Raw genomic sequence first — 24,935 nt, 5'->3', positions numbered from 1 at the left:
CTCTGATGCCAATTCAGAGGACCGCATGGAAAAGCAACTCAGCGCAACGCTGCGCCAATATGAGGTCTTTGTCGCCATCGCCGAAACGCTGCATTTTGGCCAAGCGGCGGCCAATCTTGGCGTGGCGCAGCCCGCACTGACGCAACAGTTGAAACACCTTGAGACCGTCTTTGGCGGCGCGCTGCTGTTTGACCGCAATCGCCGCCGGGTGATGCTGACCGACTTCGGCAAGGCGCTGTTGCCCGAAGCCCGCGCGCTGTTGCAGCAAGCGCAGCGGGTCGAGGCGGTGGCCGAGGCCGCTCGGATCGGCCAGCGCGGGCGGATTGAACTGGCCTATGTCGGCTCGGCCTCTTACGCGGGCATTCTGGGGCGGCTTTTGCGAGAGTTGCGCGCGGGCGCTGCGGATGTGGACCTGATCCTGCGCGAGTTGGACATGGACTTACAAATCGCCGAGATCGTGGCGGGCAGGCTCGATGCGGGGTTCGTGCGCCTGCCGCTCTCGGGCGTGCCCGAGACTTTGGTCACGCGCACCGTCCATACCGAGGATATTTTGCTGGCCGTGCCGCCCGACCACCGGCTTGCCGGGGTGCCTTCGGTTTCCATGGCAACGCTGCGCGAGGAGAGTTTCATTTTCAGCCATCTCGGCCCTGATATGGGTTTCGCGGCCTGCGCCTATCAACTCTGTGCTGATGCTGGTTTCGCGCCCCGCGTCGCGCACCGCGCGCCGCAGTTTACTGCGATCGTGAATTTCGTCTCGGCGGGTCTGGGCGTGGCCTTTGTCCCCGCCTCTGCCGCGCGGATGAAGGATGCGGGCGTGGCCTTTCTGCCAATCCGCGATGCAAAGGTTCAAAGCCGGATCGGGCTGGCCTATCTGCGCGACCCAAGCAATCCGGTCCTGCGCAGGCTGCTTGACGCATCGGAGGCCGAGGGCTGATTACCCGACCGCCGTGCCACCACAGACAAAGACCGTTTGCCCGGTGATGAAACCGCTGCGGGCATCGGCGAAAAAGGCCACCGCCTGCGCGACATCCTCGGGCGTGCCCATGCGGCCCATCGGCACCGCATCGACGATGGCGCGGGTTTCTGGCGCATCTTCGGGGTTGTTCTCCCAAAAGGCGGTCGTGGCGATGGGGCCGGGGGCGACGCAGTTCACGGTGATCCCGTCGCGCGCCAGTTCCAGCGCCCATGTCCGCGCCATCGACTGGATCGCGCCCTTGCTGGCGGAATAAAGCGTCCGGTCGATCTTGCCCTTTGTCACGCGGCTGGTGTTCATCACGATCCGCCCTCCCCCTGCCGCGCGCATGCCCGGCACCAGCAGTTTCGCCGCCAAGATGCTGGGGCGGAGGTTCAGGTGCATGATGCGGTCGAAGTCATCAATCTCTACCGCGTCGAAGGGCGCGGGTTTCACGATGCCGACGTTATTGACCAGACAGGTGACCGGCCCCTCTTTGAGGATGTTGCGCAAGGCGGCGGTGGTTGGCTCAGGGTCTGACAGATCGACCTGCTGTGCATCCGCGCGCAGGGCAGGATCCTCCGGTTCCGCGATATCGAGCACGAAGACCCGCCAGCCGTCCTCACTTAACCTGCGGGCAATACCAAGGCCGATGTTGTGCGCACCGCCAGTGACAACCGCATGGCGCGGGGAAGGGTTTTGGGCCACGAGGGCCTCCTTTTCTCTATTCGCTGTTTACTTATCACCATCATCTAGTGATAAGTAAACGACTGATATCCGGGAGGGGGATAGCATGGCCAAACGCATCATCATCGTGGGGGCTGGCACGATGGGGCAATCCATCGGCAGGCTCTTTGGCCAGCATGGCTGGACGGTACAGGCGGTCGACCCGACCGAGGCCGCGCGCGATGGGTTTCTGGCGACGGTGCCGGGATCAAGCGCCACTGCTGCGTTGGAGGACGCAGAGCAGGCGGATGTCGCGCTGGAATGCGTGCCGGAGAACCTTGCGCTCAAACGGCAGGTACTGGCCGCCTTGGAGGGGGTGGTGCCAGAGGGGGCGCCGATCTTGTCGAACACCTCTGGCCTGACACTCGAAGAAATGTCGGCGGACATGGCCCGGCCAGAGCGCGCCGTCATCACGCATTTCTTCAACCCCGGCGATGTGATCCCAGCCGTCGAAGTGGTCGCGGCCAAGGATGCGCCCGAAGGGCTATGTGAAGAGGTCATGACCCTGCTGCGCGGGTTGGAGCGGCGGCCCGTGCGTCTGGACCACGCGCCGCCCGGTTTCGTGGCCAATCGCATCCAACATGCCATCATGCGCGAATGCCTGCATCTGGTGGATCAAGGTGTCGCCAGCCCGGCGGAGATCGATGAGATCGTGCAATGGTCCGTCGGTGTCCGCATGGCGCTTTCCGGCCCGTTCCGGCAGCGCGATTTGAACGGGCTGGGCACACATCTAAGCATTGCCGAATACCTCTATCCCGATCTGTGTGACCGGCACGAACCGTCGCCGACCCTCGCCAACCTGGTGGGGCAGGGGCATCTGGGCAAACGCAGCGGCAAGGGGTTTTACGACTGGCCCGCGGGGGAGGATGCGAGGGCCGCGGAGGAGGCGCTGCGCCGTGTCATCGCCCTTGCCCGCGACAGCGCCGATTAACTGATTTTCAGACAGCCGAGGACACCCATGACCGATAATCCAGCCATCATCTGCGTGGCCATCACCGGATCGCTTCCCACCAAGGCCGACAACCCGGCGGTGCCGATCGACATCACCGAACAGATCGAAAGCACCCAAGCCGCGTTTGAGGCCGGGGCGACGATCTGCCATGCCCATGTCCGCACCGCCGATGGCACCCCCACGGCAGACCCCGACCGTTTCGCGCGGCTGCAAGAGGGGCTGCGGCAGCATTGCCCCGGCATGATCGTGCAATTCTCAACCGGAGGGCGCTCGGGCGCGGGGCGAAACCGGGGCGGGATGCTGCCGCTGCGGCCCGATATGGCCTCGCTTTCCGTAGGGTCGAACAACTTTCCCAACCGCGTTTATGAAAACCCGCCTGAGCTTGTCGACTGGCTGGCGGAAGAGATGATGACCTACAGCGTGCTGCCCGAGATCGAGGTCTTCGACCTGAGCCACATCCTACAGGCCAAGGCCATGGCCGACGCGGGCAAGATCCCGGCGCGGCCCTATATTCAGTTCGTCATGGGGGTGAAAAACGCCATGCCTGCGGATCGAGACGTCTTTGATTTCTATATCCAAACGGTCAAACGGCTTTTCGGCGACATCCCGTGGTGCGCGGCCGGGATCGGGCGGCATCAGGCCGAACTTAACGCATGGTGTGCTGCAGCAGGGGGGCATCTGCGCACCGGGCTGGAGGATAATATTCGGATGGACAAACAGACCCTTGCGCCCTCCAATGCCGCCCTCGTCACCCGCGCGGCAGAGATCTGCGCCGAGGCGGGTCGCCCTGTCGCCACGCCGCAGCAGGCGCGTGAGATTTTGGGGCTGGGTTGAGGCCACAAGGGCCAACGCAATAGATTAAGGATATTGAGATGAAGAGACTGACATTCGCCCTCACCACTTTCGCAGGCCCATTGGCGGCGCATGAGGGCGTGCATGTGCATCCCCATGGCCACGATCCCTTTTGGGCCGTGGCGGTGCTGGCGCTGGCGGTTGCGATCCTTGCGGCGGCGGTGATGCGCCGCAGGTAGGCGTGGGACTGCCCTAGTGCCCGTCAGCCACCAAAACCGCGCGATCCACCCGAACGGCCAAAACCGCCACGCGATGCGGCAGTGGCGCGGGTCATCGGGGTTTTGCCGATGGTGGTGCTGGGCCGGGTGAATTGCGACGTGCCAAGCTTGGCCGCGCCGCGATTGGTTGAATAGGTGCTGGAGCGTGCCGCATTGGTAAAGCGCCCATCCTTCGTTTTATACAGCGGCTGTGCCGCCGCCATACCTGCGCGATTGCTCATCATATTGCCGATCAGGTAGCCCGCCAGCAGGGGCATGAAAATCCCGCCCGATCCACTTTGGGTTGCCGTCTGTTCCGAGCCGCAGGCGTCTGCGCCATGCTGCTCTTCGCAGACCTCTAGGCTGTCATAGCGCGGTGCGGATTCCACATGGAGGGTCTGGGCCGCGTCAAAGGCGGTTTCGCATTGTTGCTGGGTGTACATTCCGCCGCTTGAGGCATCCGCCAGACAGCTTTGCAGGTCGGGAAAGGCAGCGGCATCGACCTTTTCCTCCTCACATCCGGCGAGGGTAAAGGCGGCGGCACCGACGATGGCGATGGAAACCCGTTTCGAGCGTTTGGTCATGATGGTCGTCTTTCTGCCAAGGGGCGGCGGGGCATAGCGTTATGCGAGAATATAGTGCGGTTTGAAGCGGGACAAATCCTGCGTGATGCGCGAGCGGTCCTCGCGGATACCGATGCCCGCGCAACTTTCGCCCACGATCCAAGACCCGATAACGGGGCGAAATCCGTCAAATTCGGGCAGGGGGGCATAGGCTTGAACGATGCGCGGATGTTCGGCGTAGTCTAAGTTTTTCGACTGTTCGATGACCTTGCCAGATTGGTGGATCGAGACCGACGCCCCTTCGCGCGAGAGGATTGGCTTGCGCACATGCGCTGCTGCCAGATCCGCGGCGGCACGGTCAAAGGCCTCGGCGCAGGCGGGGGCGGCGGGGCCGCCCCCGGCGAGCGCGTCTGCCACATCCGCCTCAAAAAACGCGGGCAGCAGATTGGGGTGGCCTTCGAACATCTGCCAAAGCACGGGCAGCAGCCCTTTGTTGGACAGAAGCGCTTTCCACGCAGGCTCCAGAAACAGGCAGCCCGACCCGTCGATATGCGCCGCGTAGTCATCGCGCAGCAGGTCTTCCCAAGGGTAGAGCTTGAACAGCACCGCAATGCGGCGATCCTGATCGTCGAGGAACTGACCGTCCTCGCTGAGCGCGATCTTGTCGAGGTCGCAGTAATGCGCACCAAGACCCGCTTCGCGCGCGGCCCAGCCCATGGCTTCGACGGTGCCGTAATCTTCGGGGTTGTCCGCCACGGCGGTGAAATGCAGGTCGCTGTCGGGCTCAAAAACCTCGGCAAATCGGGCGACCAATGCCTCATGGATGCCGTTGAACTGATCCGTGCCTTCGGGCAAAACGCCCGCCTTCAACTGATCCTCAAGCCACTGCCATTGAAAGGCCGCGCTTTCGTAGAGCGAGGTGGGCGTGTCGGCGTTATACTCCAGCAGCTTGGCCGGGCGCGCGCCGTCATAGGCCAGATCGAAACGCCCGTAGATCTCAGGGTCGCCCCGCCGCCAGCTTTCGGCCACGAGGTCGCGATGCGCTTCTGGAATGGCAAGCTGCGCCATCAATTCTTCGCTGGCAATGATCTCTGCCACGGCCTCCCGGCACATGGCGTGCAACTCGGTCGAGGGGTCTTCGATGTCGTTCTCGATCTGCTCAAGCGACAGCGCATAGGCCGAGGTTTCGTCCCAATAGGGCTCACCATGCATATCGGCGAAGGTAAAGCCGACCTCTTCGGCATGGGCGCGCCAATCGGGTCTTTCGGGCAATGTGGTCTTTTGCAACGGTTCGCTCCCCCCGGGTTTCGCCTCCGCTTCTAATCGGCTTTGGCCCAAGCGGCCAGAGGCGGGACGGTTTAACGCGGCTATCGGCAGAAGTATCGCTTGTAATCATCATTATGTAATAGAAGGCCGCGCGCCCCAAGGCTTCCGCTTCCGCCGCCCTCAACCGCTTGCCGCCCAACTTCGCCGCTCTACGTCCCGACGCAGCCGATAGCTGGAGGGTTTTGCCCCTTCGCTCCCATTTAGCCAAAGGAATTTGCCGTGGAAACGAAATTGACCATTAATGGCACCGAGCAGCGGCTGGATCTTGATCCCCGCACAACGCTTTTGGATGCCCTGCGCCACCACCTTGGACTGACCGGCAGCAAGAAGGGCTGCGATCACGGGCAATGCGGCGCCTGCACGGTCATGGTGAACGGTCGCCGGATCAACGCCTGCCTGACATTGGCCTGTATGCATGACGGTGATGAAGTCACGACGATCGAAGGCATCGGCCAGCCCGGCAACCTCAGCCCGCTGCAAGAGGCCTTTGTCAGCGAAGACGGGTTTCAGTGCGGCTATTGCACCCCCGGTCAGATCTGCTCGGCCACCGCGATGCTTGAGGAAATCTCAAACGGGTGGCCCAGCCATGTGACCGATGATCTGAGCGGCAAGGCCGGCCTGACGCCCGAAGAAATCTCGGAACGGATGAGCGGCAACCTCTGCCGCTGTTCGGCCTATCCCAATATCGTCGAGGCGATCCGCAAAGCCGCGGGAGAAAACGCATGAGACCTTTTGACTATACCCGCGCCGAAGACACAGAAGCCGCAGCGCGCCAAGCGGCGGGCGGTGGCACTTTCATCGCCGGGGGCACCAACCTTTTGGACCTGATGAAACTAGAGGTCATGACCCCCGAGGCGCTGATCGACATCAACCGTCTGGACCTTGCCGAGATCGAAGAGACCGACGACGGCGGGCTGCGCGTCGGGGCCTTGGTGACCAACAGCGATCTGGCCAATGACGCCCGCGTGCGCGAAGGCTGGCCAGTGCTGAGCCGCGCGCTGCTGGCCGGGGCCAGCGGGCAGCTGCGCAACAAGGCGACGACGGGGGGCAATCTGCTGCAACGCACGCGGTGTCTGTATTTCTACGACCGCGCCATGCCCTGCAACAAACGTGAGCCGGGCACGGGCTGTTCGGCGAAAGACGGGTTTAACCGCATCCTCGCCGTGCTGGGCACGTCGGAGCATTGCATCGCCACCCATCCCAGCGACATGGCCGTGGCCATGCGCGCCCTTGGGGCCGAGGTGGAGACGCTGAAAGAGGATGGAAGCACGCGCCGCCTGACGCTGGATGATCTCTATCTTCTGCCGGGAGACCGCCCCGATCAAGAGACCGTTCTTGAAGCGGGCGAGTTGATCATCGCTGTGGTCTTGCCTGCGCCCGTCGAGGGCAAACAGACCTACCGCAAAGTGCGGGATCGGGCCTCTTATGCCTTCGCGCTGGTCTCGGTCGCAGGGATCGTTGATATCGAAGACGGGCGGATCACCCGCGCCGATCTGGCCTTTGGCGGGCTGGCACCGAAACCTTGGCGGAATGCTGAGGTTGAGGACCTGCTGACCGGTGAAACGCCATCGGAAGACCTGTTCAACAAAGCCGCCGATCTGCTGCTGGCCGAGGCCAAAGGCTACGGTGCGAATGATTTCAAAATCCCCCTCGCCCGCCGCACGCTGGTGTCGGTGCTAGGCGAACTCACTGAGGAGGCCCAGCAATGACCGAGCAATTCAAGATGGACGCGCCCGCCACCGCACGCAGGCTTGATGAAATGGCGCAGGGTCTTGTCGGTGCGCCGCTTGACCGCCCCGAGGGGCCGCTGAAAGTCACCGGCACGGCGACCTATGCCAACGAATGGCAGGTCGAGGGGATGGTGCATGGCGTGATGGTCCGCGCCCCGGGCAACAGTGGCCGCGTGGTTTTGGCCAACCGGGATGACGTGGCGAAGATGCCGGGCGTCTTGGCCGTGATCCAAGACGAACGCCTGCTGCGCAATCCCGCCCAAGGCACCGCGAACAAAGCCCCGATTCAGGGGCCGGATCACGCCTCCTATCTTGGGCAGTTGATCGCGGTTGTGGTTGCCGAAGGTTTTGAACAGGCCCGCCATGCGGCGCAATCGCTGAAGGTGGAACTTGAAAACGGCGAGGTCATGCCGGTCGATCCCGCAACGGCGGCGGTTGAACCGCAAGAGGCGAAAACGCTGGATCAGGGCGATCTGGATGGGGCGATGCAGGAGGCCGCGTTTTCGGTCGATGTGACCTATACCACCCCGTCGCATTCCAGCTCCCCGATGGAGCCGCATGCCTCTATCGCGTCGTGGGACGGCGATGACCTGACCCTGCGCGGCAGCTATCAGATGCTGAAATACAACCGCAATGAGCTGTCGGACGCGCTTGGTATTCACCCCGACCGGCTGCGCATTCTGTCCCCCTATGTCGGTGGCGGCTTTGGCTCGAAACTCGGGATCGCCCCCGAGGCGGTCGCGGCGGCGATTGCGGCAAAAGAAGTTGGCCGCCCGGTCTCTGTCGCCCTCCAACGGCCGCAGGTCTATGAGGCGACGATGCGCAGGTCAGAGACCACGCAGCGTGTACGGCTTGCCGCCGATGCCGAGGGGAAGTTGACCGGTCTGGGCCATGACGCGCGCGTGTCCAACCTGCCCGGAGAGACCTTTGCTGAGCCGGTTTTGCAAGCCTCGCATTTCCTCTATGCCGGGGCGAACCGCAAGATGTCGATGGATCTGGTACGGGTGCACCGCCTCTGCGCAGGCTCTGTCCGCGCGCCGGGCGAAGCGGTGGGCGTCACCGTTTTCGAGGGCGCGATGGATGAGCTGGCCGACAAGATCGGCATGGACCCGGTCGAACTGCGCCGCCGCAACATCCCCGAAAAAGACCCCGAAAGCGGCAAAGACTTCTCTTCCCGTCGTTTCCGTGAGGCGCTTGACAGCGGGGCCGAGACCTTTGGCTGGGCCGACCGCCCCGGCATCAAGGAACGGCGCGAGGGCGAATGGCTGATCGGATACGGCATGGCCTCGGCGGCGCGGATCAACGTGCTGATGGAGAGCCAAGCCCGCGTGACGCTGATGCCCGATGGCCGCCTGCGGGTCGAGACGGACATGACCGATATCGGCACCGGCACCTATGCGATCTTGGGGCAAATCGCGGGCGATATGATGGGTCTGCCGCGCGATGCCGTGGATGTGGTCTTGGGCGATACCACCCTGCCTCCGGCCTCTGGCTCTGGCGGGTCGTGGGGCGCGTCGTCGAGCGGCACCTCCGTCTATCTGGCCTGTGAGGCGATCCGCAAACAATTGGCCGAGCGGCTGGAGGTGGACGGAAATGACCTGACGCTGAAAGATGGCATGGCCACTTTCGACAATCAGACCCGGAGCCTGAGCGAGATCCTGAACGGCGATGAGATCGCAAAGCTTGGCCATGTGCTGCCCGGCGACACTTCCGAGGCGGTGCGGCAGGCGACATTCGGTGCCTATTTCGCCGAAGTCGCGGTGCATGCCGCCTCGGGCGAGACGCGGGTGCGGCGGATGCACGGCACTTTCGCCGCAGGGCGGATCCTGAATGCCAAGACGGCGCGCTCGCAATGTCTGGGCGGGATGACCTTTGGCATCGGCATCGCGCTGACCGAGGAGTTGGCCTTTGACCCGCGCGACGGGCATGTGGCCAACCACAACTTGGCCGAATACCACATTCCGGTGAACGCCGACGTGCCACAGCTGACCGTCGATCTGCTGGAGGAACGCGACGATTGGGCGAACCCGCTGCAGGCGAAAGGGATCGGTGAGTTGGGCATCTGCGGCGCGGCCGCGGCGATCACCAATGCGATCTACAACGCCACCGGGGTGCGGGTGCGCGACTATCCCGCCACCTTGGACAAGGTGATTGCGGGGATGTGATCGATGACGGGGCGGCCCATTGGTCGCCCCTTGCTCTGTCTATCATTATGATCTGGTGGTCAGCGCGTCTGACCCCCCGTCCACGCCTGTCTGTAGGCCGCGTAGCTTTGCGCATAGGCCCCTTCAAGCGCGGGGTTCGGGGCGATGCTTTTGCGGATCTTTGGGGGGTGTATCACCTCGGCCTGCGCCGCGTCACTGCCACCCAGCATGGCCAGCCGCGCCGCGCCAAGCGCCGCCCCCTGCGCACCGCTTTCCGGCACGTCGAGGGTCAGGCCGGTGATGTCGGCGATCATCTGCAACCATGTCTCTGACTGGCTGCCCCCGCCCGCCACGCAAACACGCTCTGGCAGGGAGCCACATTGCTCCAGTGCGCGACAGCAGTCTGCAAAGGCAAATCCGACCCCCTCCATCACGGCCTGCACCATGTCGTGCAACCCATGCCCCCGGCGCAGCCCGTGGAAGGCACCGGTGGCGTCGGGCGCGTTATGCGGCGTGCGTTCGCCAGAAAGATAGGGCAGGAAAGTGATGGGAGAGGGTTCGGTCGCATCCCTAACCATGCCCGCCAAGGCTGCGGGACTTTGTCCCGTGATCTGCCCCAGCCACGCCAAAGCATCCGTCGCCGATAAGATCACGCCCATCTGATGCCATGTCTCGGGCACGGCGTGGCAGAAACTATGCACCGCGTTCTCGGTGTTGCTGGCGAAACGGTCGGTCACGGTGAAAAGCACGCCCGACGTGCCGAGTGACAAAAACCCCTGCCCCGGTTGCACCAGCCCCAGCCCGACGGCGGTGGCCGCGTTGTCGCCCGCGCCCCCCGCAACGGCAACGTTGCTGACGCCCCAGTCGGCGGCAAGCGCGGCCCGCAGCCCACCCGCGCGCGCACTGCCCTCGACCAAGCGAGGCATGTGATCGCGCGAAAGGTCCGTCGCGGCGAGCAATTCATCAGACCAATCGCGTTTGGCGACATCCAGCCAGAGCGTACCCGCCGCGTCGGACATTTCCGAGACGTGTTCACCCGTCAGCCAAAGGCCGACATAATCTTTGGGCAACAGAACTTTGCGGACCTGTTCGAAAACCTCAGGCTCATGCTTTTGCACCCACCGCAACTTGGGCGCGGTGAAACCTGCCATGACGATATTGCCGCCTAGCCCGCGAAAATCGGCGCGCGCTTCCAACTCCGCGCATTCGGCGTGGGCGCGGCCATCGTTCCACAGGATTGCCGGGCGCAGAGGCCGGTCGTTCACGTCAAGCAGCGTGGCCCCGTGCATCTGGCCCGACACGGCAATGCCGCGCAGCGCCGCGAACTCGGCCGGGGCCGCAGCGCGGACCTGCGCAATCGCGGCCTCGCAGGCGGTGATCCATGATTGGGGGTCCTGCTCGCTCCACATCGGGTGCGGGCGCTGAACCTCCAACGGGGCATGACCCTCGGCCAAGGCCCTTTGGCCTTCGTCGATCAAAAGCGCTTTGACGCCCGAGGTGCCTAGGTCCAAGCCGAGATAGGTCATGCGGTACTCATTACTTCACAGGTGGGAAAAAGCCACCGGCAATCTGCCGGTGGCGATGTTCATTAGAACGGGCTGTCAGGATAGTAGAAATCCATCGCGTTCTCTTGCGTCACCAGCACCGAGCCGATCACGAATGTGCCCGAGACCGGCGCGTTGGAGGTGAGGCCCACGGCGGTCAGTTCAATCGCGGTGGCGATCATCGACGGCGGATAGGTCACATTGGCCGGGATCATCGCGTCGCCATCGGCAGTGCGTTTGATCATCTCTTTCATGCCAGCACCGCCGAGCACAAATTTCACGTCATCGCGCCCTGCGGCCTCAATCGCGGCCAGAACGCCAATCGCCATGTCATCATCCGAGGCCCAGACCGCGTCGATGTTGGGGTATTTCGACAGGAAATCCTGCATCACGGTAAAGCTGTCGTCGCGGTTCCAGTTGCCGTGCTCCATATCGAGCACGTTGATCCCGGCGCCTTCGATGGCTGTGTTGAAGCCCTCGACACGCTCGTTATCGATGGTGGTGGGGATGCCGCGCAGCACGACGATGTCGCCGCCGTCGGGCATCTGCTGGGCCATGAACTCACCCGAGACCTTGCCAAAGCCGCTGTTGTCGCCCGCGACATAGAGGTCTTGAATACCCTCGACCGACAGGCCACGGTCGACAACCGTCACCCATGCGCCGCTGTCTGCCACGGCTTGCACCGGCGGGGTCAGCGGATCGGATTCGAACGGCAGTACCACCAGCGCGTCAATGTTGCGTGTGGCAACCATGTCTTCGATGTCGTTCACCTGTTTGCCGGGGTCCGACGCGGTGGCGAGCACGAAGTCGAGATCGGGATAGACCTCTTCCAGCCGCTCGACGGTTTCCTTGGCGTGGAAGTTCATACCCCCCGCCCAGCCGTGGGTCGCCGCCGGGATCGAGACGCCGATAACCTTGGTCTCTTGGGCAAAGGCGCCCGTACCGACAGCCGTGGCCAGCGCTGTGGCAATGAATGTTTTGGTAAATGTCATTTTTGCTCCTCCCATGAAGCGTTCAACTACGGCTTAAAGCGCCGTCTTCCTTTCGCGCTGTAGGATCACAGCGAGAATGATGATAATCCCTTGGATCGCCCCGTTGAGATATGGCGACACGAAATCGGTGAGGTTCAGAATATTGCCGATGAGGCTTAGGATCAGCACGCCGATGACGGTGCCCCAGACCCGGCCAAAGCCACCCTTCAAAACCGTGCCGCCGATGATCACCGCGGCGATGGCCTCAAGCTCCCACAGCACCCCGGTAGAGGCCGAAGCAGACCCAAGCCGTGGCACATACATGATCGTCGCAACGCCGACCAAAATGCCCAAGGCCGCGTAAGAGATTAGCCGCGTGCGTTTCACGTTCACATTTGAATAATGCGCGACATGTTCGTTCGATCCGGTGGCCGCACAATGGCGCCCGTAGACAGACCGCGACATGATGATCTCACCGATGATCACAACCAGCGCAAAGACGATGATCGGCCAACTGATCCCGAGAATGCCGTCGAAGTAGACGGGCCGGTAGAAGGTCCGCAAACCAAAGTCGAGCGACAGCGTGCCCCCATCGGCAAGCCATGTCACCAGCGACCGGTAAATCCCCATCGACCCCAGGGTGACGATAAAGGCTTCGATCCCGAGAGTGGTGATCAAAAAGCCATTCAACAGCCCCGCCAGCAGCCCCGCGACGATGGCGGTGAGCATCCCCAGCAGAATAATAGGCACGCCGATGCCTAGACTGGGCAACGCCGCATTCATCACCAAGATCATTAGCCCCGCGATAAAGGCCGCCATTGAGCCAACCGAAAGGTCGAGGCCGCCAGCGGTGATGACAAAGGTCATGCCCACCGCGATGATCCCGATAAAGGCCGACCGTGCCAAGACGTTGGTGATGTTCGCCGCGCTCAGGAAGTTAGAGTTCATTAGCGCGCCGATCAACAGCAAGACGACCAAGGCGATGATCGGCCCGAGGACGGACATCGACGGCATCCGAAGGCTTTTGGTGTGAGGTGTGGTTACATCTGTCATCTTCGGTTTCCTTAGGCCGTCATCGGCATTTGTTCGGCGCGCAGCCCCATCGAGAGGCGCACAATCGCGTCTTCCGTGATCTCATTTGGCGCCAGCGTGCCGCTCACTTCGCCCAAGCGCATGACCAACACGCGGTCGGCAAGTCCGATAAGTTCGGGCATTTCAGAGGTGATCACGATGATCGCATGACCCTGATCAGCCAAGTTGCGCAAGAAGGCATAGATTTGTTGTTTGGTGCCAATGTCGATGCCGCGGGTCGGCTCATCTACGATCAGGATGCGCGGTTCAGAGAGCATGATTTTGGCCAGCAAAAGCTTTTGCTGGTTGCCGCCTGACATATTGCCGACACGCACATCGCGGCTGCCTGCGCGAATGTCGAATTCTTTGATCGCATGGGTCAGCGCCGTTTCCTCGGCACCCCGGTCGATCATAAACCCGCCGAATTTATGCAGGTTCTGCAGCGTCAGGTTTTCACGCATACCGCGTTCCAGCAGCAGCCCCCGCAGCTTGCGGTCCTCGGTGAGGTAGCAAAGTCCGGCCCGCTTCGCGTCGCTGGGTTGTTTGAAATGAACCTGCTCGCCAAAGAGTGTCACTCGATCGACGCGCGCCGCCCTCAAGCCCGCCAGACCCTCCATCAGTTCCGTCCGGCCCGAACCGATCAGCCCACCAATCCCCAGTATCTCGCATTGCCGGAGCGAAAAGGACACGTTGCTGGCGTAGCCGGGCACGCTGAGGTTTTCGACCGAAAGCACCACCGGCGCGTCTGCGGGGACGCCGGGTTTTGGCGGGTAAAGATCAGACACATCGCGGCCCACCATGGCGGTCGCCATCTCATCTTCGGTGATCTCTGCCGTGGGGCTGGATTGCACCACTTCGCCATCGCGCATGATGGTGACATGGTCCGAGATCTCGGCGACCTCATCAAGCTTATGTGACGTAAACAGAACCGCCGTACCCGCTGCCCGCAGCGCCGCGACCTGTTTGAACAACATATCCGTCTCACGTTTGGTCAACACCGCCGTCGGCTCGTCCATGATCAACACCCGCGCATCGCGCGACAGGGCTTTGGCGATCTCGACCATCTGTTTGTCGGAGTTCGACAGAGTGGATACGCGCGCATCAGGGGAAACGTCGCAAGCCACGCGGTCTAGATACTCTCGCGTGCGGCGCCGCATCTCGGCTTTATCAAGCAATGGGCCACGTTTTAGCTCTCGGCCCAGAAAGATATTCTGCTCAACCGTCAACTGTTCGGCCAAATTGAACTCTTGGTGGATCATCACGATCCCGGCCACCTCGCCATCGTGCAGGCTGTCGAACCGGGCGGGCGCGCCGTCCAATTGTACATCCCCTTGCGTGGGCAGTTGATAGCCCGCCATGATCTTCATCGTGGTGGATTTGCCCGCCCCATTCTCGCCAATCAGCGCGTGAACGGTCCCCGGCTCCAGCGCGAGGGTCACACCATGCAACACCTCGATCGAGCCGAAGCTTTTGCTCACATTGCGCAGGGCAAGAACGGGGTTGGGTGTCATAGCTTGGTCCACGCCGCGTCATTGGCCGAAGAGGTCACGCATGCATTGATGAACCGCATTCCGTCCATCCCCGCCGCGATGCCCGGCAGCACGCCCATGGCGCTTTCGCGGCTCGCCCCGCCCTGCACCGCGCGGATCGCATCGGCGGCTTCGTTATAGATTGTGGCGAACCCTTCGAGGTAGCCTTCGGGGTGGCCACCGGGAATACGGCTCACCGACTGCGAGGCTTCCGATGCCCCGGCCCCGTTGCGGGTGATCAGACGTTTGGGTTCGCCGAGCGGCGTAGACCACAGGTAGTTGGGATCCTCCTGCGACCACTCCAGACCGCCCTTTTCCCCATAGACCCGCAGCTTCAGCGCGTTTTCATTGCCGGGGGCGACTTGGCTTGACCACAGCATGCCGCGCGCGCCGCCCGCAAAGCGCAGCATCATATGCGCGTTGTCATCTAGCTTGCGCCCTGCGCCCCAGGTTTGCAGATCGGCGGCGATGCTTTCGACCTGCAAGCCGCTTACAAAGCACGCAAGGTTATGCGCATGAGTGCCGATGTCGCCCACCGAGCCACCAGCGCCAGAGCGTGCGGGATCGGTGCGCCATTCGGCTTGTTTGACGCCTTCGTTCTCCATCGGCGCGGTTAGCCAATCCTGCGGGTACTCTGCCTGAACGATGCGAATATCGCCCAGATCGCCCGCTTCGACCATCGCCCGCGCTTGGCGGATCACCGGGTAGCCGGTGTAGTTATGGGTGAGGATGAAGAGTGCGTCGGCCTTGGCCACCGCCGCCTCCAACGCCTCTGCATCCTCCAACGTGGAGGTCAGCGGCTTGTCGCAGATCACATGGATGCCCTTGGCCAAAAACGCCTTGGCGGCAGCCGCATGGACGTGGTTGGGCGTGACGATCGACACCGCCTCGATCCCGTCTTCGCGGGCGGCTTCGGCTGCGGCCATCTCTTCAAAACTGCCATAGGAGCGCGGAATGCCCAAAGCCTCTGCACTGGCGGCGGATTTCTCAGGGGTCGAAGACAGCGCGCCCGCTATCAGATCGAACCGGTCGTCGATGCGCGAAGCGATGCGGTGCACCCCGCCGATAAAGGCGTCATTGCCGCCGCCCACCATGCCAAGTCGAATACGTGCCATCAGTCGATCCCCAGCATCTTGCGGTTTGCCGCCTCATCAGTGCCGCCATCGGCGAAATCGTCAAAGGCCTTGTCCGTCACGCGGATGATGTGATCCTTGACGAACTGCGCCCCTTCGCGCGCGCCGTCTTCGGGGTGTTTCAGGCAGCATTCCCATTCAACCACGGCCCAACCATCGAAATCATTGGCGGCCATTTTGGAAAAGACCGCGCCGAAATCAACCTGACCATCGCCCAGCGACCGAAACCGCCCGGCGCGGTCCGTCCAGCTTTGGTAGCCTGAATAGACCCCCTGCCGACCCGTCGGATTGAACTCCGCATCCTTGACGTGGAACATCTTGATCCGGTCTTTGTAGATGTCGATGTTATCAATATAATCGAGGCATTGCAGCACGTAGTGGCTGGGATCGTAGAGCATATTGGCCCGCGCGTGATTGCCCGTGCGTTCCAAGAACATCTCATAGGTGATGCCGTCATGCAGGTCTTCGCCGGGGTGGATCTCGTAGCAGACATCGACACCGCAGTCTTCGGCGTGGTTGAGGATCGGCAGCCAACGCGCGGCCAACTCATCAAAGGCGGTCTCGATCAGCCCCGCAGGGCGCTGCGGCCATGGGTAGACATAGGGCCAAGCCAGCGCGCCCGAAAAGGTCGCATGTGCGCCGATGCCCATATTCTTGGACGCCGAAAGGGCCATCTTAACCTGCTCGACGGCCCATTCCTGACGCGCCTTCGGATTACCGCGCACTTCTTCAGCGGCGAAGCCATCGAATGCGGTGTCATAGGCCGGGTGCACGGCAACCAATTGGCCCTGAAGGTGGGTCGAAAGCTCGGTGACCTCTACGCCATTCTCGACCGCCTTGCCCTTGAATTCGTCGCAGTAATCCTTGCTCGATGCCGCTTTGGCCAAGTCGATCAGCCGCGCGTCCCAACTGGGCACCTGCACGCCTTTGTACCCACAATCGGCAGCCCATTTAGTGATGCTATCCCAAGAGTTGAACGGCGCTTCGTCGCCTGCAAACTGCGCCAGAAACAGCGCTGGTCCCTTGATCGTTTTCATGGTGGTCCTCCCTTTCCCCGGCTCAAACGAACCGGTTCACGATATTCTCCAGAATTTCCTGCCGGCCCGAGCGGGGCTGCGGATTGATGCCGTCTTTGGCGACTTGCGCCGCGATGCTGGCCAGATCCCCCTCCAGCATGGCCTTGGCGTTGGGGCTCTCCCACCCCGCGTAGCGTTCATCACGCATGGCCTCGAGCGTGCCATCCTCCAACATCGCGACGGCGGCTTTGAAGCCCCGCGCGCAGACATCCATCGCGCCTGCATGGGCCGCGACCAGATCGACCGGGTCGAGCGATTGCCGCCGCAGCTTGGCGTCGAAATTGGTGCCGCCGGTGGTGAAACCGCCCGCTTTCAGCACCTCGTAATAGGCCAGCGCGACCTCGGGGATGTTGTTGGGGAACTGGTCCGTGTCCCAGCCCGATTGATAGTCGTTGCGGTTCATGTCGATGGAGCCGAAAATTCCGAGCGAGGATGCCAGCGCCAATTCATGTTCGAACGAATGGCCCGCAAGGATCGCGTGGCCCTGTTCGATGTTCATCTGCACCTCACCCTCCAGCCCGAACTCCTTGAGGAAACCGTAAACGGTGGCGACGTCGAAATCATACTGGTGTTTGGTCGGCTCTTGCGGCTTCGGCTCCACCAGAATGGCGCCTTTGAAGCCGATCTTGTGTTTGTACTCCACCGCCATCTGCAAGAACCGCCCGGCCTGCTGGCGTTCGCGTTTCAGGTCGGTGTTCAGCAGGGTTTCATAGCCCTCGCGCCCGCCCCAAAGCACATAGTTCTGGCCGTCCAGCTTGTGGGTCGCATCCATACAGGCTTTGACCGTCGCCGCGGACCAGGCAAAGACCTCCGGGTCGGGGTTGGTGGCCGCGCCTGACATAAAGCGGCGGTGACCAAAGAGGTTCGCGGTGCCCCAAAGCAGCTTGGTCTTGGAGCTTTCCATCTTGGTGCCGAGGTAGTCGATGATCTCTTCAAAATTACGCAGGCTCTCGGCGAATGTATCGCCTTCGGGGCGGATGTCGGCATCGTGCCAGCAAAAGTAGGGCGCGTTCAGCAGGTCGAACATTTCAAACGCCACATCGGCCTTGAGCCGCGCCATGTCCATCGTCTCGCCAAACCACGGGCGGTCAAATGTCTGGCCGCCGAAGGGATCGCCGCCGGGCCACGCAAAGGAATGCCAATAGGCCACGGCAAAGCGCAGGTGGTCTTCCATCCGTTTGCCCATGACCACTTCGTCAGGATTGTAGTGGCGAAAGGCCAGGTCAGACCCTTCTGGGTCATAGGACAGGGGCTTAATATCTTTAAAGAAATCACTCATGTATCTTGGGCCTTCATCTGATCGGTCAAAGCGTCGGCGGGCAGATTGTCCCGCACATAAATCGTCGGCACGAGTTCCGGCATCGGCGGCAGGTCTTTCGCGTCAATCAGGGCGCGCAGCACGGTGAACGCGCGGTTGATTTCCACGTCAGGCCGCTGGTCGATGACCAGATCAATCTGCCGCTCCATCAGTGCTTGGCGGGAATGGGCGACAAGCTCATGCACCACGCAAAAGGGACGTTTTCCCTGCCCGCCGCGAAGGGCGGCGATCAGGCCGCTGTTGCCCGCGCCAACGTTGTAAAGCGCCGTCAGCCCTTGCTGGGTCAGGACCTCTTGCGTCTGCGCCTGAAGCACCTGCGCATCGTCCTTGGTCATGATCGGATCGAGCACCGTAACCTGCGGAAAATCAGCGTTGAGCACTTCGCGAAATCCGGTAAGGCGCTCCGCGTGGTCACGCGCGTCGAGCGAGCCTGCAAAGGTCTGCACCTGCCCGCCCTGCCCGCCATGGGCAAGGCCCACCATCCGCCCGGCAGTGCGCCCGGCGGCGATATTGTCGATGCCGATATAGGCCGCGCGGGCGGCGCGGGGCAGGTCGGAGACAAGGCCCACCACAGCCACCCCTTTGGCGCGCAATTCGGCCAAGGGTGCCTCAAGCGCAGCGCTTTGCAGCCCGACGATGGCGACACCGTCAAAATCACGCTCAAGCAGGGCCGAGATACTGTCTTGCAGCCCTTCCACCGCGAAGGCTGCGACCTCGATCACCTCGGCGGTCACACGCTCGCTGACGTGATGGGCGGCGGCGTGGTCGATGTGCTGGCGGATACGGTTGAAGAAAGCGTTGGAGCCGCGGGGGATCAAAAACGCGAGCCGGTAGATCCGACCGCGCGACAGGTTGGCCGCCGCGACATTGCGCACATAGCCAAGAGAGGTGACCGCCTCGCGCACCTTGGCGATGGACTTGTCGGCCACATTGCCGCGGTTGTTGATCACCCGGTCCGCGGTTGCATAGCTCACCCCGGCAGCGCGTGCGACATCGCTCAGCGTTGGACTTGTCATGATCCCTCCCCCATCGCACCAACCCTCCCAAGCGGCGCGTCTTGACCCTATCTATGAGGATATTTTGATATACGTCAATCATTTTTGATAGACGTATATCATTTTTGCAGAATGCAAAGCCGCCGCGGGGTTCTACGGCGGCAGGTAAAGCGTTATTATAAAGGGATTTAAACCGACAGCAGGGCGTCAGCGCCCTACGGCCACTTCATTTTCCTGCATCGGGCCGGGGTGAATGCAGGCCACCTGATGCGCGCCCCGCCCCGGTTCTGGCACCACCTCTGCACAATCGGCCTGCGCGCGCGGGCAGCGGCCCCGAAAAACACAGCCCGAGGGCGGGTTCATCGGGGAGGGCATATCGCCCGTCATCGGCACGATCTGCTTGGCGCGTTCGGCCACGGGGTCGGGGATCGGCACCGCCGAAAGCAACGCCTGCGTATAGGGGTGCTGCGGGTTGTCGTAGAGCTGCGCCTTGGGGGCCTTTTCCATGATGCGGCCCAGATAGAGCACCATGACCTCGTCCGAGATGTTTTTCACCACGCTGAGGTCATGGGCGATAAAGATCATCGCCAGCCCCAGATCGCGTTGCAGTTCCTTCAGCAGCTCAATCACCTGCGCTTGGATCGACACATCAAGCGCCGAGACCGGCTCATCGCAGATCAGCAACTTCGGCTCTACGATCAGGGCACGGGCGATGCCGATGCGTTGGCACTGGCCGCCCGAGAACTCATGCGGGTAGCGGTTGATCATCTGCGGCAGCAGACCCACGCGCTCCATCATCTGCGCGACACGGGCGCGGCGTTCCTTGGCAGAGATCTCGGGCCGGTGCGTGCGCAGCGGCTCTGCGATAATCTGGCCCAGCGTCATGCGGGGGTTGAGCGAGGCCAGAGGGTCTTGAAACACCATCTGGATCTCAGAACGGTAGGGTTTCATCTGCCGGGGGGAGAGTGACAGCAGGTCCGTCTCTCCGCGCCAGTTCACCTGCCCCGTCGCGGGGACCATTTGGATCAAACCCCGCGCGAGGGTGGATTTACCACAGCCGGATTCGCCAACCACGCCAAGCGTTTTGCCCGGCTCCAGATCAAAGCTCACCCCGTTCACCGCGTGCAGATAGCGCGGTTTCGTCCAAGGCATGTCGCCAGCGCGGGTGATGGGGAAACGAACGTGGAGATCGCGCACTGAGAGAAGCGGGCTCATGCGGTGACCTCCGAAATCGGACGGTGGCAGGCACGGGCGCGGCCTTCGGCAAAAGGCGCAAGTGGCGGCATCACGCGGCAATCCTCACCGGCGTAGGTGCAGCGCGGGCGGAAAGGGCAGCCCTCGGGCGGGGCGGCCATGTTGGGCGGGTTGCCGGGGATCGCCTTCATGGTGGCGTCTTGGTCATCGACCCGCGGCACGGCGGCCAGAAGGCCACGGGTGTAGGGGTGCGTCGGTTGCGCGAAAAGCGGCTCGGTCGGGCCCTGCTCCATCACGCGGCCACCGTACATCACCAGCACCCGCTCGCAGAACCCCGCGACGACGCCAAGGTCATGGGTGATGAGGATCGTGGCCATGCCGAAATCCTTTTGCAGATCACCCAGCAGGTCCATGATCTGCGCCTGCACCGTCACGTCGAGCGCGGTGGTCGGCTCATCCGCGATCAGCAGGTCGGGTTTGCACAGCAGCGACATGGCGATCATCACCCGCTGGCGCATCCCGCCCGAAAATTCATGCGGGAAGAGGCGGATGCGCTCCTTGGCTGCGGGGATCTTTACTGCGTCCAACATCCGCACCGACTCCGCCAGTGCGTCGCGTTTGGACATGCCTTTGTGCAGGGTCAGCACCTCGGTCATCTGGTCGGCGATGCGCATATAGGGATTGAGCGAAGTCATCGGATCTTGAAAGATCATCGCGATCCGCTCAGCCCGCAGTTTGTTCAGCACCTTCGGCTTCGCGCCCAAAATTTCCTGCCCGTCAAACCTTACCGAGCCATCAGTGCGCCCATTCGGCGCGAGCAGTCCCATGACAGAAAAGGCGGTCTGGCTTTTGCCCGACCCGCTTTCGCCCACGATGCCAAGCGTCTCGCCCTTATCGATGGAGAGCGACAGGTCATTGACCGCATGCACGGGGCCATCTTCGCCGTCGAAGGTGACAGAGAGCTTGTCGATTTCCAGCAGAGACATCAGCGATCCTTGGGGTCGAGGGCGTCACGCAATCCGTCGCCGATAAAGAACAGGCCAAAGAGCGTGAGACAGAAGAACAGCAGCGGGAAACCCAACTGCCAAGTGGTGCCATAGGCGATGGTCCCCGCCCCTTCGGAGATCAGCGCCCCGAGGGAGGTCAGCGGTTCCTGAATGCCAAGCCCGAGAAAAGAGATGAAGCTTTCCGTCAGGATCATCAGCGGGACCAGCAGCGTGGCGTATACCGCGATGACGCCCAAGAGGTTGGGCACGATATGGCGCAGGATGATGACCGGGGCCGAAACGCCGGTGGCGCGGGCAGCCTCAACAAACTCGCGGCCCTTGATGGTCAGCGTCTGGCCCCGCACGATGCGGGCCATCTCCATCCATGAGATCAGCCCGACGCCCGCAAAAAGAATGGTGATCGAACGGCCATACATCACCAAGAGCAGGATCAGCACGAACATGTAAGGCACGGCCATGAAGATATCGACGAGCCGCATCATGATGCTGTCGGTGCGCCCGCCGAAGTAGCCCGCTACCGCGCCGTAAAGCGTGCCGACCACACAGGCAATCAACGCGCCGACAAGGCCCACCGCGAGGCTGATCTGCGTGCCTTGCACGGTGCGGGCGAACAAATCGCGCCCCAGATCGTCGGTGCCAAAGTAATGGCCGCTTTCAATCGACGGCCCACCCAATTCGACGATCTGGCCCATGACGTTGTAGTCCAATTCCTCGTTCGACCATTGCGCAAAGCTGTTGCCGAAAAGCGCAAAGACCACGACGAAGCCGAGGATTACCAGACCCATCAGCGCCGCCTTGTTGCGAAAGAACCGCCGCCGCGCATCGGCCCAAGGCGAGCGGCCCTTGCCTGCGATCTCACTGGCCTCGACCCGTTGTTCGGATGTCATCACCATGTCAGTACCGGATCTTGGGGTCGATCCACCCGTAGAGGATATCGACCACGAGGTTAAAGAAGATGGTCAGCGCGCCCACGAGGATCGTCACCCCCATCATCACCGCGTAATCGCGGTTGAGCGCTGAATCGACGAAAGCCTTGCCGATGCCGCCGGTGGAGAAATAGATATCGACCACCACGGAGCCAGTGATCATCGCCACGAAAGCGGGGCCCAGATAGGAAATCACTGGCAGCATCGCGGGTTTCAGCGCATGGCGCAGGATCACCCGGCGTTCGGGCAGCCCCTTGGCGCGCGCAGTGCGGATGTGGTTCGAGGTCAGCACCTCAAGCATCGACGAGCGGGTGATCCGCGCAATCGAGGCCATGAAGGATGTCGACAGCGCGATCACCGGCATGATCCAATACTCCGGCCCTTGCCACCCGCCCCCGGGCAACCAACCAAGCCAGAGCGTAAAGACCAGCACCAAGATCGGCGCCATGACGAAATTCGGCAGCACCTGCGCGCCGATGGAAACCCCAACCGCGACATAATCGAGCAGCGAGTTGTGCCGCACCGCTGCGGCCACGCCAAGGCCAACGCCGACGATCACTGCGACAGCAAAGGACAACAGCCCATAGGTCAGCGTGATCGGGAAACCTTGGGCGATGATCTCATTCACCGAACGGTCTTTGTAAACAAAGCTCGGCCCGAAATCGAACTCGGTCACGATGCCCCAAACATAGCTGCCGATCTGCTTCCACAGCGGGTCGTCCAGCCCGTATTTCGCATTGAGGTTCGCCAGCACCTGCGGCGGCAATTCACGCTCTGATGTGAAGGGCCCACCGGGGGCGGAATGCATCAGCAGAAAGGAGATGACGATCAGCACAAGCAGCGTCGGAACAGCGATGGCAAGGCGCTTGAGGATGTAACTGAGCAAGAGGCGCGCGCTCCGGATACGGGGGGGTTGAGGGGGGGGCAAAATGGAATCGGGCAGCCCGTGCCTTAACCGCCGGGCTGCCCGAATGTCGAGAGGTTACTCCGCGGTACGATAGAGGTCTTTGCCGTACCACGTGTTGTTGACGTTATTCTCGGGCAGACCTTCGATGTCTTCCGCGATCATGTCGACGTTGGCGTAGTGGTAGATCGGGATGATCGGCATTTCCTCGGCCAAGATACGCTCCGCATCTTTGTAAAGCGGCTGCGGGTCTTCGGCGGTTTTGCTGTCCTTCATGAGCTTGTCATAAGCGTCATTGTAGAACTCGCCGTTGTTGTGGCCCGAATATGAGGTCAGCAGATCGAGGTAGGTCGAGGCCTCGTTGTAGTCGCCGCACCATGCATAGCGCGCCATGTCGTAGTCTTGGCGCTGCATGCGGTCGGTGTGCACCTTCCACTCGTAGTTATCCAGCGTCAGGTTCACGCCGATCTGTTTGAGCATCTGCGAGGCCGCGATGGCGATCTTTTTGTGATCTTCGGATGTGTTGTACTGCAGCGTCAGGTCCAGCGGGTTGTCAGGGCCATAGCCCGCCTCGGCCAACAGTTCCTTGGCCTTTTCCACGCGCTGCGCCTGATCCATATTGTCGGCCCAATCAAGCTCGGGACGCTCGAAATCGGCAATCGCCCAGTGGGTCCAGTTGTACGACGGTTTCTGACCGCCTTGCAGGATACGCTCGACAATGATGTCGCGGTCGATGGCATAGGCCAAGGCCTTGCGCACATTGACGTTTTTCAGCGCCTCGGGGCCCTTTTCGCCTACGTTCAGCATGTAGATATACGAGCAGTTATAGGGGGTTGAGACCGCCTGTTCGGGGTATTCTTTCTTCAGACGCGGGTACTGCCCGGCGGGGATATCCACGCGGTCCAACTCACCAGCCAGATAGCGGGTCAGCGCTTGGTTCACGTCATTGATCGTGAGCGCGGTGATCTTCTCCATCACCACGTTGTCGGCATCCCAATAGGTGTCGTTCTTTTCCATCACGACACGTTCGCCCAACTGATGCTCGACCAGTTTATAAGCGCCGTTGCCGACGAGCGTGCCCGCATCGGTCCAATCGTCGCCATGCTCTTCCACCACGCTTTGCAGCACGGGGAAGGTCGACCCATGCACCAGCATCTGCGGGAAATAGGGCAGCGGCGTGGTGATCTTGACCTCAAGCGTGTGGTCGTCGACGGCTTGGATGCCCAATTCCTCGGGCGACTTGTCCCCGGCGATGATCTCAGGCGCGTTTTCGACCTGCATCAACTCCATATACCATGCGTATTCCGACGCGGTCGCCGGGTCCGCCAAACGGCGCCAAGAATAGACGAAATCATTGGCCGTGACCGGATCACCATTGGACCACTTGGCGTCTTTGCGCAGGTTGAACGTATAGGTCTTGCCGTCTTCGGAGACCTCATGATCCAGCGCCACACCGGGGACCAGTTCGCCATTGCCGTCTTCGTTATAAAGCCCTTCAAAGAGGTTGCGCAGCACGTCCGAACCTTCGACATCGGTGTTGATCTGCGGGTCCATCGACTTGATCGCGTCAAGCAGCCAGAAGGTATAGCTTTGATCTTCGGCAAGGTTCACACCCTCGGGGACATCGGCGGCTTGGGCCTGAAACGCAAGGCTGAGCGCCAATGCGGAGGATGCAAGTGTGGTGCGTAGCTTCATGGTGACTTCTCCGTTGTTTGAAAGTTCGTGTTCTGATTGAAAAGTAATCAATCGAAAACGAAGAGCACATGCAAGACGTTGCCTCGCGTCAGCCAAGGACGGCGGCTTCGCGCCGAGGCGGCGCGGCGGT

General features: G+C 62.0%; 23 protein-coding genes. 7 read left to right on the top strand and 16 right to left on the bottom strand.

Annotated elements, in window-relative coordinates:
• Positions 1-25 precede the first annotated feature (25 nt).
• Positions 26-934, top strand: a complete 909-nt coding sequence (locus R1T45_RS02845) for a LysR family transcriptional regulator (RefSeq protein ID WP_317389189.1) — start codon at positions 26-28, stop codon at positions 932-934.
• Here the strand turns inward: R1T45_RS02845 and R1T45_RS02840 are convergent, their stop codons facing one another.
• Positions 935-1,660, bottom strand: coding sequence for an SDR family NAD(P)-dependent oxidoreductase (locus tag R1T45_RS02840; protein WP_317389188.1), 726 nt, complete (start codon positions 1,658-1,660; stop codon positions 935-937). It abuts the gene before it with no gap.
• 85 nt (positions 1,661-1,745) lie between these two features.
• Here R1T45_RS02840 and R1T45_RS02835 point away from each other — a divergent pair, with 85 nt between their 5' ends.
• Genes R1T45_RS02835 through R1T45_RS02825 form a run of 3 tightly spaced genes read left to right on the top strand, consistent with a single transcriptional unit; the run spans position 1,746 to position 3,661 of the window.
• The gene (locus tag R1T45_RS02835) at positions 1,746-2,609 is read left to right on the top strand and encodes a 3-hydroxyacyl-CoA dehydrogenase NAD-binding domain-containing protein (RefSeq protein ID WP_317389187.1); all 864 of its coding nucleotides are present in this window, start codon (positions 1,746-1,748) and stop codon (positions 2,607-2,609) included.
• Positions 2,610-2,636: 27 nt separating this feature from the next.
• Positions 2,637-3,464, top strand: a complete 828-nt coding sequence (locus R1T45_RS02830; RefSeq protein ID WP_120352393.1) for a 3-keto-5-aminohexanoate cleavage protein — start codon at positions 2,637-2,639, stop codon at positions 3,462-3,464.
• Positions 3,465-3,502: 38 nt separating this feature from the next.
• The gene (locus tag R1T45_RS02825; RefSeq protein ID WP_067941096.1) at positions 3,503-3,661 is read left to right on the top strand and encodes a peptidase M23; all 159 of its coding nucleotides are present in this window, start codon (positions 3,503-3,505) and stop codon (positions 3,659-3,661) included.
• A 23-nt stretch (positions 3,662-3,684) separates the two neighbouring features.
• On the opposite strand, the gene R1T45_RS02820 is transcribed toward R1T45_RS02825, so the two are convergent.
• Both R1T45_RS02820 and R1T45_RS02815 read right to left on the bottom strand, forming a co-directional pair.
• Positions 3,685-4,263 carry a DUF1190 domain-containing protein gene (locus tag R1T45_RS02820; RefSeq protein ID WP_067941094.1) on the bottom strand — a complete coding sequence of 193 codons (579 nt, stop codon included), beginning with the start codon at positions 4,261-4,263 and terminating at the stop codon, positions 3,685-3,687.
• 39 nt (positions 4,264-4,302) lie between these two features.
• Complete coding sequence (locus tag R1T45_RS02815) at positions 4,303-5,529, bottom strand: glutathionylspermidine synthase family protein (RefSeq protein WP_317389186.1); 1,227 nt, start codon at positions 5,527-5,529, stop codon at positions 4,303-4,305.
• Positions 5,530-5,787: 258 nt separating this feature from the next.
• Here R1T45_RS02815 and R1T45_RS02810 point away from each other — a divergent pair, with 258 nt between their 5' ends.
• The 3 genes from R1T45_RS02810 to R1T45_RS02800 are packed head-to-tail and all read left to right on the top strand — an operon-like array spanning position 5,788 to position 9,463.
• Positions 5,788-6,294 (top strand): 2Fe-2S iron-sulfur cluster-binding protein, encoded by a 507-nt coding sequence (locus R1T45_RS02810; protein ID WP_317389185.1) that lies wholly within the window; start codon positions 5,788-5,790, stop codon positions 6,292-6,294.
• Complete coding sequence (locus R1T45_RS02805) at positions 6,291-7,277, top strand: xanthine dehydrogenase family protein subunit M (RefSeq protein WP_317389184.1); 987 nt, start codon at positions 6,291-6,293, stop codon at positions 7,275-7,277. The genes R1T45_RS02810 and R1T45_RS02805 overlap by 4 nt, the downstream gene beginning before the upstream one ends.
• Positions 7,274-9,463: a xanthine dehydrogenase family protein molybdopterin-binding subunit gene (locus R1T45_RS02800; RefSeq protein WP_317389183.1), complete on the top strand. Its 2,190-nt coding sequence runs from the start codon at positions 7,274-7,276 to the stop codon at positions 9,461-9,463. Before R1T45_RS02805 ends, R1T45_RS02800 begins: the two co-directional genes overlap by 4 nt.
• 59 nt (positions 9,464-9,522) lie before the next feature.
• Here R1T45_RS02800 and xylB read toward each other — a convergent pair whose 3' ends face one another.
• From xylB to R1T45_RS02735, 13 genes are all read right to left on the bottom strand, one after another.
• Positions 9,523-10,968, bottom strand: a complete 1,446-nt coding sequence (xylB, locus tag R1T45_RS02795) for a xylulokinase (RefSeq protein WP_317389182.1) — start codon at positions 10,966-10,968, stop codon at positions 9,523-9,525.
• Positions 10,969-11,030: 62 nt separating this feature from the next.
• Complete coding sequence (locus R1T45_RS02790; RefSeq protein ID WP_120352387.1) at positions 11,031-11,978, bottom strand: ABC transporter substrate-binding protein; 948 nt, start codon at positions 11,976-11,978, stop codon at positions 11,031-11,033.
• A gap of 33 nt (positions 11,979-12,011) precedes the next feature.
• Positions 12,012-13,010, bottom strand: a complete 999-nt coding sequence (locus tag R1T45_RS02785) for an ABC transporter permease (protein ID WP_317389181.1) — start codon at positions 13,008-13,010, stop codon at positions 12,012-12,014.
• Positions 13,011-13,021: 11 nt separating this feature from the next.
• Positions 13,022-14,539, bottom strand: coding sequence for a sugar ABC transporter ATP-binding protein (locus R1T45_RS02780; protein ID WP_317389180.1), 1,518 nt, complete (start codon positions 14,537-14,539; stop codon positions 13,022-13,024).
• Positions 14,536-15,672, bottom strand: coding sequence for a Gfo/Idh/MocA family oxidoreductase (locus R1T45_RS02775; RefSeq protein ID WP_317389179.1), 1,137 nt, complete (start codon positions 15,670-15,672; stop codon positions 14,536-14,538). The genes R1T45_RS02780 and R1T45_RS02775 overlap by 4 nt, the downstream gene beginning before the upstream one ends.
• Positions 15,672-16,727, bottom strand: coding sequence for a sugar phosphate isomerase/epimerase family protein (locus tag R1T45_RS02770; RefSeq protein ID WP_317389178.1), 1,056 nt, complete (start codon positions 16,725-16,727; stop codon positions 15,672-15,674). Before R1T45_RS02770 ends, R1T45_RS02775 begins: the two co-directional genes overlap by 1 nt.
• A gap of 22 nt (positions 16,728-16,749) precedes the next feature.
• Positions 16,750-18,045, bottom strand: coding sequence for a xylose isomerase (gene xylA, locus R1T45_RS02765; protein ID WP_317389177.1), 1,296 nt, complete (start codon positions 18,043-18,045; stop codon positions 16,750-16,752).
• Positions 18,042-19,100 carry a LacI family DNA-binding transcriptional regulator gene (locus tag R1T45_RS02760; protein ID WP_317389176.1) on the bottom strand — a complete coding sequence of 353 codons (1,059 nt, stop codon included), beginning with the start codon at positions 19,098-19,100 and terminating at the stop codon, positions 18,042-18,044. The genes xylA and R1T45_RS02760 overlap by 4 nt, the downstream gene beginning before the upstream one ends.
• A 186-nt stretch (positions 19,101-19,286) precedes the next feature.
• On the bottom strand, positions 19,287-20,294 hold the full coding sequence (locus tag R1T45_RS02755) for an oligopeptide/dipeptide ABC transporter ATP-binding protein (protein ID WP_317389175.1): 1,008 nt from the start codon (positions 20,292-20,294) through the stop codon (positions 19,287-19,289).
• Positions 20,291-21,259: an oligopeptide/dipeptide ABC transporter ATP-binding protein gene (locus R1T45_RS02750; RefSeq protein WP_317389174.1), complete on the bottom strand. Its 969-nt coding sequence runs from the start codon at positions 21,257-21,259 to the stop codon at positions 20,291-20,293. The genes R1T45_RS02755 and R1T45_RS02750 overlap by 4 nt, the downstream gene beginning before the upstream one ends.
• Entirely contained in the window at positions 21,259-22,173 is a 915-nt protein-coding gene (locus R1T45_RS02745) for an ABC transporter permease subunit (protein WP_120352379.1), read from the bottom strand. Before R1T45_RS02745 ends, R1T45_RS02750 begins: the two co-directional genes overlap by 1 nt.
• A gap of 1 nt (position 22,174) precedes the next feature.
• Positions 22,175-23,092 (bottom strand): oligopeptide ABC transporter permease OppB, encoded by a 918-nt coding sequence (oppB, locus tag R1T45_RS02740; RefSeq protein WP_120352378.1) that lies wholly within the window; start codon positions 23,090-23,092, stop codon positions 22,175-22,177.
• A gap of 96 nt (positions 23,093-23,188) precedes the next feature.
• Entirely contained in the window at positions 23,189-24,805 is a 1,617-nt protein-coding gene (locus R1T45_RS02735; protein ID WP_317389173.1) for a peptide ABC transporter substrate-binding protein, read from the bottom strand.
• Between the last annotated feature and the right edge of the window lie 130 nt (positions 24,806-24,935).

It is taken from the genome of Sulfitobacter sp. LC.270.F.C4 (assembly GCF_032922545.1).
Lineage (GTDB): Bacteria > Pseudomonadota > Alphaproteobacteria > Rhodobacterales > Rhodobacteraceae > Sulfitobacter > Sulfitobacter profundi.
The sequence above is the reverse complement of the archived record's forward strand: the minus strand, read 5'-3'. Positions and strand labels throughout refer to the sequence as shown.

Excerpts from the sequence above, each read along its gene's own strand:
- R1T45_RS02820 (WP_067941094.1), bottom strand. The coding sequence starts at position 4,263 with ATGACCAAACGCTCGAAACGGGTTTCCATCGCCATCGTCGGTGCCGCC.
- R1T45_RS02835 (WP_317389187.1), top strand. The coding sequence starts at position 1,746 with ATGGCCAAACGCATCATCATCGTGGGGGCTGGCACGATGGGGCAATCC.
- R1T45_RS02755 (WP_317389175.1), bottom strand. The coding sequence starts at position 20,294 with ATGAGCCCGCTTCTCTCAGTGCGCGATCTCCACGTTCGTTTCCCCATC.
- R1T45_RS02805 (WP_317389184.1), top strand. The coding sequence starts at position 6,291 with ATGAGACCTTTTGACTATACCCGCGCCGAAGACACAGAAGCCGCAGCG.
- xylA (WP_317389177.1), bottom strand. The coding sequence starts at position 18,045 with ATGAGTGATTTCTTTAAAGATATTAAGCCCCTGTCCTATGACCCAGAA.
- R1T45_RS02825 (WP_067941096.1), top strand. The coding sequence starts at position 3,503 with ATGAAGAGACTGACATTCGCCCTCACCACTTTCGCAGGCCCATTGGCG.
- R1T45_RS02750 (WP_317389174.1), bottom strand. The coding sequence starts at position 21,259 with ATGTCTCTGCTGGAAATCGACAAGCTCTCTGTCACCTTCGACGGCGAA.
- R1T45_RS02790 (WP_120352387.1), bottom strand. The coding sequence starts at position 11,978 with ATGACATTTACCAAAACATTCATTGCCACAGCGCTGGCCACGGCTGTC.
- R1T45_RS02775 (WP_317389179.1), bottom strand. The coding sequence starts at position 15,672 with ATGGCACGTATTCGACTTGGCATGGTGGGCGGCGGCAATGACGCCTTT.
- R1T45_RS02800 (WP_317389183.1), top strand. The coding sequence starts at position 7,274 with ATGACCGAGCAATTCAAGATGGACGCGCCCGCCACCGCACGCAGGCTT.
- R1T45_RS02830 (WP_120352393.1), top strand. The coding sequence starts at position 2,637 with ATGACCGATAATCCAGCCATCATCTGCGTGGCCATCACCGGATCGCTT.
- R1T45_RS02785 (WP_317389181.1), bottom strand. The coding sequence starts at position 13,010 with ATGACAGATGTAACCACACCTCACACCAAAAGCCTTCGGATGCCGTCG.
- R1T45_RS02745 (WP_120352379.1), bottom strand. The coding sequence starts at position 22,173 with ATGGTGATGACATCCGAACAACGGGTCGAGGCCAGTGAGATCGCAGGC.
- R1T45_RS02845 (WP_317389189.1), top strand. The coding sequence starts at position 26 with ATGGAAAAGCAACTCAGCGCAACGCTGCGCCAATATGAGGTCTTTGTC.
- R1T45_RS02760 (WP_317389176.1), bottom strand. The coding sequence starts at position 19,100 with ATGACAAGTCCAACGCTGAGCGATGTCGCACGCGCTGCCGGGGTGAGC.
- R1T45_RS02735 (WP_317389173.1), bottom strand. The coding sequence starts at position 24,805 with ATGAAGCTACGCACCACACTTGCATCCTCCGCATTGGCGCTCAGCCTT.
- R1T45_RS02770 (WP_317389178.1), bottom strand. The coding sequence starts at position 16,727 with ATGAAAACGATCAAGGGACCAGCGCTGTTTCTGGCGCAGTTTGCAGGC.
- xylB (WP_317389182.1), bottom strand. The coding sequence starts at position 10,968 with ATGACCTATCTCGGCTTGGACCTAGGCACCTCGGGCGTCAAAGCGCTT.
- R1T45_RS02780 (WP_317389180.1), bottom strand. The coding sequence starts at position 14,539 with ATGACACCCAACCCCGTTCTTGCCCTGCGCAATGTGAGCAAAAGCTTC.